10 protein-coding genes and 1 pseudogene are annotated in these 11420 nt (G+C 42.5%); 7 read left to right on the plus strand and 4 right to left on the minus strand.

The window, feature by feature from the left end; genetic code table 11:
- Positions 1–10: 10 nt before the first annotated feature.
- Positions 11–3166: a glycoside hydrolase family 2 TIM barrel-domain containing protein gene (locus tag ACO1D1_RS20640; protein ID WP_423336920.1), complete on the plus strand. Its 3156-nt coding sequence runs from the start codon at positions 11–13 to the stop codon at positions 3164–3166.
- Positions 3167–3317: 151 nt separating this feature from the next.
- On the opposite strand, the gene ACO1D1_RS20645 is transcribed toward ACO1D1_RS20640, so the two are convergent.
- Both ACO1D1_RS20645 and ACO1D1_RS20650 read right to left on the minus strand, forming a co-directional pair.
- Entirely contained in the window at positions 3318–3983 is a 666-nt protein-coding gene (locus ACO1D1_RS20645) for a nitroreductase family protein (protein WP_423336930.1), read from the minus strand.
- 194 nt (positions 3984–4177) lie between these two features.
- Positions 4178–5170, minus strand: coding sequence for a Gfo/Idh/MocA family protein (locus tag ACO1D1_RS20650; RefSeq protein WP_423336921.1), 993 nt, complete (start codon positions 5168–5170; stop codon positions 4178–4180).
- 347 nt (positions 5171–5517) lie between these two features.
- Between ACO1D1_RS20650 and ACO1D1_RS20655 the strand changes: the two genes are divergently transcribed.
- A complete protein-coding gene (locus ACO1D1_RS20655) occupies positions 5518–6459 on the plus strand; it encodes a patatin-like phospholipase family protein (RefSeq protein ID WP_149872023.1) in 942 nt (313 codons plus the stop codon).
- Positions 6460–6496: 37 nt separating this feature from the next.
- On the opposite strand, the gene ACO1D1_RS20660 is transcribed toward ACO1D1_RS20655, so the two are convergent.
- The gene (locus tag ACO1D1_RS20660) at positions 6497–6814 is read right to left on the minus strand and encodes a hypothetical protein (protein WP_149872022.1); all 318 of its coding nucleotides are present in this window, start codon (positions 6812–6814) and stop codon (positions 6497–6499) included.
- Positions 6815–7003: 189 nt separating this feature from the next.
- On the opposite strand from ACO1D1_RS20660, the gene ACO1D1_RS20665 reads away from it, so the two are divergent.
- From ACO1D1_RS20665 to ACO1D1_RS20685, 5 genes are all read left to right on the plus strand, one after another.
- On the plus strand, positions 7004–8020 hold the full coding sequence (locus tag ACO1D1_RS20665) for a pirin family protein (protein ID WP_423336922.1): 1017 nt from the start codon (positions 7004–7006) through the stop codon (positions 8018–8020).
- Positions 8021–8357: 337 nt separating this feature from the next.
- Positions 8358–8558 (plus strand): cold-shock protein, encoded by a 201-nt coding sequence (locus ACO1D1_RS20670; protein ID WP_027322891.1) that lies wholly within the window; start codon positions 8358–8360, stop codon positions 8556–8558.
- Between the two features lie 441 nt (positions 8559–8999).
- Positions 9000–10082 (plus strand): PrsW family intramembrane metalloprotease, encoded by a 1083-nt coding sequence (locus tag ACO1D1_RS20675; protein ID WP_149872020.1) that lies wholly within the window; start codon positions 9000–9002, stop codon positions 10080–10082.
- Between the two features lie 272 nt (positions 10083–10354).
- Complete coding sequence (locus tag ACO1D1_RS20680; protein ID WP_423336923.1) at positions 10355–10753, plus strand: hypothetical protein; 399 nt, start codon at positions 10355–10357, stop codon at positions 10751–10753.
- Positions 10754–11059: 306 nt separating this feature from the next.
- On the plus strand, positions 11060–11263 hold the full coding sequence (locus tag ACO1D1_RS20685) for a hypothetical protein (RefSeq protein WP_423336931.1): 204 nt from the start codon (positions 11060–11062) through the stop codon (positions 11261–11263).
- Between the two features lie 40 nt (positions 11264–11303).
- Here ACO1D1_RS20685 and ACO1D1_RS20690 read toward each other — a convergent pair.
- A pseudogene (locus ACO1D1_RS20690) lies at positions 11304–11420 on the minus strand (acetyltransferase); the annotation flags it as partial.

The following is an 11420-nucleotide window of genomic DNA, read 5'->3' on the forward strand; positions in this document are numbered from 1 at the left end:
GGGAATGAAAATGAGTGTACAACAAGATTGGGATAACTTGAATGTGTTACATAAGAATCGACTGCAAGCCAGGTCATCCTTTTTTAGCTATAAAAGCAAACAAGAAGCACTTACGTTTGAGCGAGGGGACTCACAGGGTTTCTTATTGCTCAATGGGAATTGGAAATTTCATTACGCGAACTCACCGATGGAATCGCCGAGTGATTTTTACCAGGAGGATTACTCCACTGATCATTGGGCAGATATTAGCGTACCGTCACATTGGCAATTAAAAGGATACGGAAAACCGCATTATACAAATGTCCAGTATCCTTTTCCAGTTGAACCTCCGTATATTCCGTCAGAGAATCCAACGGGATCATACAGCCGAACCTTTACTATCACAAAGGAAGCCTTACAAGGGAAGGTACATCTGATGTTTGAGGGTGTTGATAGCTCTTTCCATGTTTGGGTGAACGGATATTTCACAGGGTATAGTCAAGGCAGCCGACTGCAATCAGAGTTTGATATTACTCATTTTGTAAGAGAAGGCGAGAATCGGATCTCGGTACGTGTCTATCAATGGGCCGAATCTTCTTATATTGAAGATCAAGATATGTGGTGGTTAAGCGGAATATTTAGGGATGTCTATATTCTCTCAAAACCGGATACTTATGTCCGTGATCTGTTTTTGAATGGTACTTTGGAACATGATTATCAAGATGGCCGACTTGATTTCGAGATTGCTTTGTCAGGAGTATATCAAGATCATGCAGTCGAAGTGGAAATCCAACAGGAGGGCACTGTTGTTGCATTACACAAACAAGGTGCAGCGGCCGAAATGGTGACAGGTTCAATCCATTTGGATCAAGTGAAATCATGGAATGCTGAAACTCCTTTCTTATATGATGTGGTGGTTACTCTGCTAAATCCTGCGGGGGAAGTGGTAGAAGTTATTCCACAAAAATGCGGATTTAGGACGGTTGAGATTAAAGGCGGTCAATTACTCGTAAATGGTGTAGCTATTATGTTTAAAGGTGTAAATCGACATGATGCCCATCCAGATTACGGAAGGGCTGTCCCATTACGTTCTATGATTGAGGATTTAGTGTTAATGAAACAGCATAATATTAATGCCGTCCGAACCGCGCATTATCCAAACGACCCAAGATTCTATGATCTTTGTGATCAATTTGGCTTTTATGTGATTGATGAAGCTGATCTTGAGTGTCATGGGTTGACCAAGATTGGGCAGCCACATGTATTAAGTAATGATCCAGCATGGAAACATGCCTATTTAGATCGAATGGAAAGATTGGTAGAACGAGATAAAAACCATCCTTCCGTCATTATGTGGTCACTAGGGAATGAGTCCGGTTTTGGACAAAATCATGTTGCGATGTATGAATGGGCAAAAAGAAGAGACCCTTCACGACTGGTCCACTATGAAGGAGAGACGAGGGAAATGTTGTTGGAGGATAACTTTGTCCCAAAGAAGGATCCTGTAGCAACGGATGTTCATACGTCCATGTACACGCCAATTGAAAAATTAAAGGTAATTGGGGGATTAACCTACTTAAACAAGCCTCATATTTTATGCGAATATGCCCACGCAATGGGCAATGGCCCAGGTGGTTTTAAAGAATATTGGGAGACCTTTTATGCCTACGATCGATTACAGGGCGGTTTTGTTTGGGAATGGGTTGACCACGGTTTACGCCAATATACAGAAGAGGGTAAGGAATATTTTGCATACGGCGGGGATTTTGGAGAGACACCACATGATGGAAACTTTGTGATCGATGGATTGATTCGGCCGGATCGTGAGCCATCCCCGGCCTTAGCTGAATTTAAAAAGGTGATTGAACCCGTTGTCACATCCCAATTTAATGATAAAGAAAACACCATCCTGATCCAAAATCGATTCGATTTTTCCGATTTATCAACGTTACAGTGTGAGTGGTTTATTGAAGCTGACGGGCAAATCCTTGAATGCGGAATAGTCGATGTTCCAGACATTCCTGCAAACACGGCCAAAGTGGTTGACTTACCGATTCATTTACCGACAGTGGTGAAGGAAAATACAGATTATTGGTTAAATCTCGTTTGGAAGACGAAAGAAAAGACACGATGGGCTGATTCAGGTCATACGGTTGCATGGTCACAATATGAACTCCCAATCTCTCGTTTTGTTCAGACTGAACCGCAATATTCAGGCCAATTAACAGTTCAGGATAAAACGTCTACAACGAAAATAGCTGGACCTGCCTTTGAATTGACCTTTAATAAACAAAATGGACGAATAGAAGAAGTTTGTTTAGATGGACAGCTAGTGATGTCGAAGGGACCAAGGTTACATTTCTGGAGAGCACCAATCGATAATGATTTATTGGGATCGGAAGAGTTTAACGCAAGCTCCGTTACAAAACAATGGAAGGAATTTGGCGTCCATGCCATTCAACATCGAATAATCGGAACGGACGCACGCCTAAGTGAAGACCTCCAATCTGTTGTCATTCAGTGTGAAGCTAAACTGGCACCACCGGTTCTTGCGTGGGGATTCCATGTGACCTATCTCTACACCATTTATGCGGATGGAAGAATTGCAGTCGAGATCAAGGGCATGAAATCTGGGGAGGGACCACAATACCTGCCGCGAATTGGTGTGGAGATGGTGGTAGAAGATAGCTATGATTACGTGCAGTGGTATGGATTAGGACCAAATGAAGCCTATAGTGATAGCAGGCAGGCGGCAAGGATGAGTGTTTGGTCATCAACGGTTGATGGCTTACATACACCGTACGTGTTCCCGCAAGAAAACGGAAACCGCCATCAAACAAAATGGGCAAGTTTTACACAAGAGAGTGGAAAAGGATTGTTCATCAGTGGATCCTCATTTGATTTCACTGCAAGCTATTATACGGTTGAACAGTTGGAGGCCGCCACACATACATGTGATCTATATAAACAGCCATATATCACCTTACATGTTGATAAACAGCAATATGGGCTGGGCTCAGCCAGCTGTGGTCAAGAAGTGCAGGAACAGTATCGCTTGGAAAATGAAAACTTTGAATTTGCATTCTCGATGCTGCCATATGATGAAAATGCCCATTCTCCTATTGCTTTAAGTAAAAAGTTTACTCGTGCAGCGCATCAAAAGAAAGAAGAATTGCAGAAACAGTAATGGTTCATTCGTTTCTACTCTTTGACAAGGACATGTGGTTGAAAAATAATGAGAACCATTCATATGGCGACCTAACGGAACTCAATCCCCATTAATAAAAACCAGCTTGACTTCAAGCTGGTTTCTTCTTGTTCTTTAAAGTAATTCATGCTTATTCCGCTGCTGGCATTTTGTTGAAGAACGTTACATCCTCAATTGGAAGACGGGTAGTTGGATGTCCTGGCTTGGTTGCTTTTCCAATCGCAATGAGCATCACTGGCACATAGTTTTCGGCAATTCCGAAAGCTTCCACAAACTTTGCTTTATCGTACCCGCCCATTGGAACCGTGTCGTACCCTTTGGCACGGGCAACAAGCATAAGCTGCATGGAGACCAGTCCACCATCCGTATAGACAATTTGGCGAGCTGTTTCAGGCGGCAAGTTTGAGTACATACCGACCGTACGCTCGATGAATGATGCAGCCGTATCTACTGGCATAAAGCCTGCTTCCACTGCATGTCCGTAAATTTTTTCTGCTTTCTTATAGCTCTCCACATCGCCAAGAACAGCAATCACGGCAGAAGCGTCGATTACCTGTTGCTGGTTAAAAGCGATTGGCAAAAGCTTTTCCTGCAACTCCTGCTTATCGATGACTAAAAAACGCCAAGGCTGAAGGTTTGAAGACGAAGGAGCCAATGTTGCAAGCTCTAGTATTTCGGTCATTTCCTCGCGTGAAATCACTGCTGTCGGATCATAGGCACGAACCGAACGACGTTCCCGAATCACATCGATGAACGCTTGCTGTTCGAGCTTTTCAATAGTTTGTAAGTTTGACATCATGATGCCCTCCTAGTAATGATAGTTTCCTATATGGCAAGGGTAATGTCACCCTCTCTTGAGAAATACAATAAGCTGTCATTTTACCACTAAACGAGGTGACTGTCATGCTTCAGCATTACGAGGAAACCAAGGGGACGGTTCGAGACCAGTGGAACCTTGCCCCATCGTACTTGGACTTTCCCACAAAGTTTCTACAAGATATCAGCCAGTATTTGGTCGCAGAGTGCCATTGTCTTTACATTATCCCGTGCATTTGACGTTGGGATTTCGCCAGCTTTACAACAATCTATAAAATGAGTCAATTCTCCAACGAACCCTCGTAAATAAAGATCTTTAAGGGTTCCAGACATCGGCGTGGCGGAAGGTGTATATACAGTGTCTGACTCAGTAAGAGATTTCCATGGCAAATCAGCGGAAGTTTGTGATTCATGGACGGTAAGCGAAGTTACTTCATCGGCAATAACAAATCCGTGATCAAACGTGACAAGCATTGTTTCACTTTCACGTGACCAGGCAGTCATCCCAGCCAAATATAGGCTGCCAACAACACCATTTTCAAACTTTAACGAAATACTATAGGAAATAGACTCATTGTCACTATTTTTAAAGCCTGTTACTTGGACCACTTCGCCAAATAAGTAGCGTACAAGATCAATAAAATGGATGGCGACTAACTTCATGAATTGTTCTTCATTTTTGCAAAACGGCGTACTGTCCACTGCAAATTTCCCTTGAAACGATCTTACATGTCCTAGTTTACCGTCTGAAATGAACTCTTTTAATTTGGTATAACAAGGAGCATAACGTTTCATAAAGCCAACCATTACGATGACACCGGCTGCTTCTGCTGCATGAGCGATTTCAGCCGCTCCCGCCGCACTCATGCCAAGGGGCTTGTCCACAAAAACATTTTTTCCGGCTTTGATACAATCAAGGACAAGTGAAGGATGATCTTCGGGTTGAGCAACGACAACAATGCCACCACATTCTTCATTTTCTAGCATCTTTTTATAATCATCGTAAGGTGTGCCAGTGCTCCCAAACCGCTGAAGGGCGGCCTTGGAACGATCGATATTTCGTGTTGAAATCGCTTGTATAGCTGCTCCCGCTTCAATCGCAGAAGGGTAAATGTTTGTTGATGCATGAACTCCCGCACCGATAAAACAGTGGTTTGCTTTTTTCACTGCTATCACTCCTATGAGTTTATTCTTATATGGTTTATTGCCCCAGAAAAAGTAGAACTCTCCATTCTGAAATGAAACTCTATTGAATACTTCAAAGGTATTCCGCTCATTGTTGCCAATCTAATTTTATCATAAGGTTCCTTTCTAAAGGATTGTTGCTTTCTTGGATTCGCTTATTGAAGGGCAAAATTCGCTCATTGTACACCATACTTCGCAATTTAAGCAGCTTTTGCTATAAAAAATGTTAGTTGGATTTTTTACGGTGATCTTGAACTATTTTCCAATTATATACAGTGAATGTCGTAAGTTTCGAAAAATACGTCATAAGTATCGGGAGGTGGAAATGATTGAAGGCAGATGCTGTTTTTGAAGGTGGCGGGGTCAGGGGAATTGCTTTTATTGGTGCGGTTCAAGCGATGGAAGAGGAAAATGTTCAATGGCAAAGACTGGCTGGAACATCAGCTGGCGCTGTCATCGCAGCACTTCTGGCCAGTGGCTATAAAAGCAATGAAATTAGAGACCGGATGAGCGAGATCAATTTCTTGAAGCTTCGAGGTAAGACAAACCTGAATCGAATCCCCCTTGTAGGCATCCTTTTAGAACTGATGATTCATCTTGGAATGTATAAGAATGATTATTTAGAGACATGGGTGGATTCACTTCTTGCAAAAAAGGGCATTAAGACGTTTGCTGATCTTCCCGATGGAAAGTTGAAGATCATTGCTTCGGATGTGTCGAATGGGCAAATGCTTATTTTTCCAGATGATTTGGAAATCTACGGAATGACTCCTGCCGATGTAAAAGTTTCGACTGCTGTTAAGATGAGTGCCTCACTGCCATTTTTCTTCCGTCCAGTAATCTGGAAATCCAAGGACCAAAAAAAATCCTATATTTTAGATGACGGTTTGCTTAGTAACTACCCCATCTGGATCTTTGATACAGACAATCCCCGTTTTCCAACCTTTGGCTTCCATATTGTGAAAGAGGAAGTGAACATTGGTGCGGTGATTTCCACTCCGCTCCACCTTTTCAAAAATATTTTTAAAACGATGCTTCAAGCCCATGATTTACGGCATATGAACAAAGAAACGTTTGACCGCACGATTCAAATTCCGACTGGCAACATCAATGCCACTGACTTTGTACTAAACAAGGAAGAAACTGATTTTCTCTACCAGTCAGGCTATACTTCAGCAAAAGAATTCCTGTCAACCTGGGATTTTGAACTATATAAAGAAAAACGCAGGCAAAGAGCAAAGAATAAGAGGCATAAGAATGAAGTAAGATGAGCCGTGACTACGGCTCATCTAGTTCTGCTTGCGGCTCTTATCTCTCACACTCACAATGCTGATAGCCTGTATGGGTAGCAAACACTTCAAACCATTGATATTCCGGTGCTTTGAACCACTCGTATTTCGGTAAATATACTAGATAGTGTAAATTACCTTCACTATCAAGGACTGTTTTGTAGAGTTTAACCTTGCCGAAACCGAACGTTTTGTCCAAGTAGCCGTCTAATCCATCTCTACTCATATGATTTTTCTCTTCTTTTTCCACCTTATATAACTCTATTACCCCATCGACAAACATACTTAACAAGACCAACGTAACAGCAATTAAAACAAAAACGAAAATTTGCACCAAATCAAATCCCTCCTAAAATTTTTGAAAAAAGTATGTAACCTGCTAAATCCTGATAATAGCCTCGGCCCCTCCTATTTTGTTAGAATCATTATGATTGTACGTTGGAAAATTAGTCATAGGTGTGATTCAAATAACAGTGTGAGATGCTAAATAAGAACATTTTTTGAAAAGTATGAAAGGAGCAAGTGTATGTCGGATAATAAAATTTTACATATTCAAAAGTTGGGATTTCAGTGGCAAACCGAAGATCCCTTCCTGATGACCGTGCATCATAAAGACGCTTATCCGCAGGGGAATGGCGAGCAGGGCCCCAACGCTTCATTGGAAGGCAGGAATTTGGGAGAGGATTTTACTACAAAAGATGGTTTTCGGATGTATCATGGAAAAACTGTACCAGGATTTCCAGCCCATCCACATAAAGGGTTTGAAACCGTAACGATCGTTCTTGAAGGGTTTGTGGATCATTTTGATTCAACGGGGGCTAATGGGCGATATGGGAATGGAGATGTGCAATGGCTGACAACTGGAAAGGGCTGCCTCCATTCCGAAATGTTCCCGCTGGTCCATATGGATCAAGACAACCCACTCGAACTTTTTCAAATATGGCTGAATCTTGCGGCTAAGGATAAAACAGCCAATCCGGATTACAAGATGCTGTGGGCGGAGGATATTCCTGTCATTGAATTAACAGATGCAGCCGGAAAGAAAACGACCGTAAGGCTGATTACCGGAAACCTTGAAGGAAAAACAAGTTTAGAACCGGCAGCAGCGTCGTGGGCTCATGACCAACACCATCATGTTGGCATCTATCTTATTCATCTTGAGCCTGAGGCAAAGTTTACCCTGCCATCTGTGTCTAAAACATTGAACAGAAACGTGTATTTTTATCAAGGGGAAACCATCCATGTTGAGGGGACAGCGGTACAAGCTTCCCACAGTGTCAAGCTTGCCGGGGATCAGGAAATTGAAATCTCTAACGGCAACATGAATGCTTATATTCTCGTTCTTGAAGGTGAGCCGATTGGGGAACCTGTTGCGCAATACGGTCCGTTTGTGATGAACACGGAACAGGAAATCCGCTATGCCTTTAATGACTATCGCCGAACGCAATTTGGCGGCTGGCCATGGGGGCCGTACGACCGTGTCAATGAACGTGAAGCGGGTAGATTTGCCCGCCACGGAGACGGCAGGGTTGAAGAAAGATAAATAATTGGTGGTTTCATAACCAGATATCAAGTTCAGTCGGGGGTAAAACCCCGGCTAATTTCCTATTTCCGAACTTACAACAACAGAAATAATACTTCATTGGAGGAATTAGATTGGTGGAATGCGGAACCGGGGGAACACAGGTGTGAAAATTCATGAGTGCCAAAAATTGTTTTGTTCATGTTTCCTTGCAAATACTTTCAAAAGATGTTAAGCTTAGGAAGAATTATTTTTGTTCGGTGTAAAGGATAGTATAAGATTAACTTTTCGTCTTGATGATCACTGAGTGCAAGGATAGTAACACATGTGTGCAAAGCACACAGCAGGAGGAAACAAAATGGAACAAGGTAAAGTAAAATGGTTTAACGCAGAAAAAGGTTTCGGATTCATCGAGCGTGAAGGCGGAGAAGATGTATTCGTTCATTTCTCAGCAATCCAAGGCGAAGGTTTCAAATCTTTAGATGAAGGCCAAGCAGTTACTTTTGACGTTGAGCAAGGCCAACGTGGAGCTCAAGCAGCTAACGTTCGTAAAGCTTAATAAGTAGAACAAACGAAAACAGGCTCTTTATAGGGTCTGTTTTTTTGTTTTTTCTTTTGGCTCTGTTAAACGTGGCTGTTGATTTTCGCTACATCCGCGAGCGGTTCGCGGGGCGGGCGGTGAGCCTCCTCGGCGCTAAAGCGCCTGTGGGATATCACCTGTCCCGCTGCTCCCGCAGGAGTCTCGCGGCTTCCGCTCCAATCAACAGTGGTAAAAAATCAACAATAAATCTTAACAGAGCCTTCTTTTAAAAAACAAGGAGCCCCACTCACTAATGAGCGGGGCACATGTAAACAAGTAAATCAAATGGTACTCAAAGTGTAACACATAATCCCGAATTCTCCTAATTCGACCATGAGGCACTTTTTTTAATATATTTCCAATCGTTGGGCATACTTTTTTTGACAAGTTAATGATGTCATCCAAGTGGGGGGAAGTTTGTTGAAATGCCCGCAATGTGTTTATTCAAATCCAGATGGGGTAAAGTTCTGCATCAGCTGCGGCGAAACGTTTGTGAAGAATCACTCGCAAGTGGATGAAAACAGCTTTTTTTATGAGTTTGCCCATTACGTTGATATGGTTCCCCGATTTGAACGATCGATTGAACCAAAGTTTCAAAACGTATTTTCCCGTGTTTTTCGGAATCATAGTGAATTGGAAGCGGAGCGGTTATTTATCGTAGGAACAGCTCTTACGACGCCTAAAATTTCAGAAGTGAAGGATACATGGCCCAAGCCTTGGCTTTTTGCGAGGGTGTTCATCATTGCGCTTCTAGCCTTTGCTGGATTTTACATAGGTGTCGACTATTTTAAGAATGTGAACTTTATCCCGGGACTGATCATGGTGGGGGCATCTGCGGTTCCGTTGACAACGTTAATCTTCTTCTGGGAGATGAACGCGCCGCAAAATATCGCCTTTTATCGCGTTATTTTTGTCGGGTTCATCGGAGGTATTCTTTCGATGCTGGTCGCACTCGTGTTTTTCGATATTTTGAAAAATAATATCAATCCGATTACGATTGGAATCGCCGAGGAGCTGGCTAAAGCAATAACGGTGATAAGTTTTGTCCGCTACCGAAAATACAGGTTTATTCTTAATGGACTGCTAATAGGCGCGGCTGTTGGCGCAGGTTTTGCCGCATTTGAAACCGCCGGATATGCCCTGAGGTCGCTCATGTCCGGGGATGCCCAAAATCTATATAACACAATTCTTTGGCGCGGTCTTTTAGCTCCCGGCGGGCATGTCGCATGGGCCGCTCTGACAGGTGCAGCCTTTTGCAGGGTACAAGGCACCCATCCATTTCAGTTGAATATGTTGGTTAAAATTAAGTTTTTACGGGTCTTTCTCTTAGTCGTGCTGATGCATGCTCTATGGGATACGCCAATAACCGGTATGTTTCCCTTTGGACAAATCTTCTTGACGGCCGCTTCATGGATCGTTGTCTTCCTGCTGATTCGTGCCGGTCTTAAAGAAATTGGTCAAAAAAAGTTGAGTCATGTGGATGGTACCGATGGCTTTTCGTAGAAGGAAGCGTCGGGTGTTTACATAGGGTTCAGTTCTGTTGTTTATGCTACGGGACTGAACCCTATTTATGTGGATTAAACCACGGGGAGCGGCTCTACTATTTTTTGGACCGCGAAAAGTGAGGAAAAAAGCCATGAGAATACTTTTAAAAACCTTGACATAAATCAAGGAAAGGAATGGCTGGACGCCATATGATGAAGATAGCTAAACAGAGAGGGGCTTGGGATTAAAAATCTGTTTGACTAGATTTAGAATAAAGGAGATTACATACCATGAGGATCGTTGGATTATTTTTATTAACAGGTGCATTAACATTAGGTCTGGCAGCCTGCGGAGGAACAGATGAGGCAACGACCGCTCCAAAGGACAAGACTGTTGAAACATCCACTAAGGCAGATGGAAATGAGTTCACCATCACTGCGAATAATTGGGAGTTTTCCTCAGATAAAGAGTTGGTTGTAAAAAAGGGAACGAAAGTCAAAATAAATTTGGTCAACAAGGAAGGCATGCATACCATTAATAATAAAGAATTAGGTATTGACCTGACCGCAAATGCCCCTTCTGAATTTACAGCTGAAAAGACGGGGGAATACGAATTAAAATGTTCTACTGTATGTGGTGCTGCGGAAGACCACGAAGCAATGAAAATAACATTAAAAGTAATCGACTAAGTTAGTTGAGCTATAAATTAGAGAAGCATTGGAGCAAAATTCCAATGCTTTTTTTATTCACATATTGGAATAATCAAGTGAAATCAATTTGCCCCTTCACAAGGTGGAGGGGCTTATAGATGGGCAGAATGGAAAATGGTGAGAATTGGCTCGTTCTTATTTTGCTAGGAATCTTCTTTTGTCTTTTCAGCGTTGCCGAAGTTGATACTTTTGCTTGACATCAAGCATCCGTCACCATTGTTGAAATTGCCGCCGGTTATGGAACTATTGGCGGTATGGCTGTTTTGAAGCGTACCACCAAAATTTATGTTTGAATTATTTGTAAGGGAATTGACTACAAAGTTATTGATATTGATCGAGCATGCCATTTCAATCACCGTCCTTACTCCATTCTATAATGAAGAAAGGCTTGTGTTTGTCCAAGTGCCTAGTATTAGCGGAAATACTTGGCCATGGTCGATCATGGGTGTGAAGGTTAGGACGTTTCTTTTAATAAGGCAACGTGAATGAAAAGCCACGTGAACCGACCACGTGGCTTCCAGAAGACTACCTAGTCGGCAATTTGTTTAATTATTTTAGCTGGATTACCGCCGACTACAACGTTATCCGGTATATCTTTCGTAACTACTGAACCAGATGCAATAACAACGTTGTTCCCTACTGTTAC

The organism is Neobacillus sp. 19, from assembly GCF_049463095.1.
Lineage (GTDB): Bacteria > Bacillota > Bacilli > Bacillales > Cytobacillaceae > Neobacillus.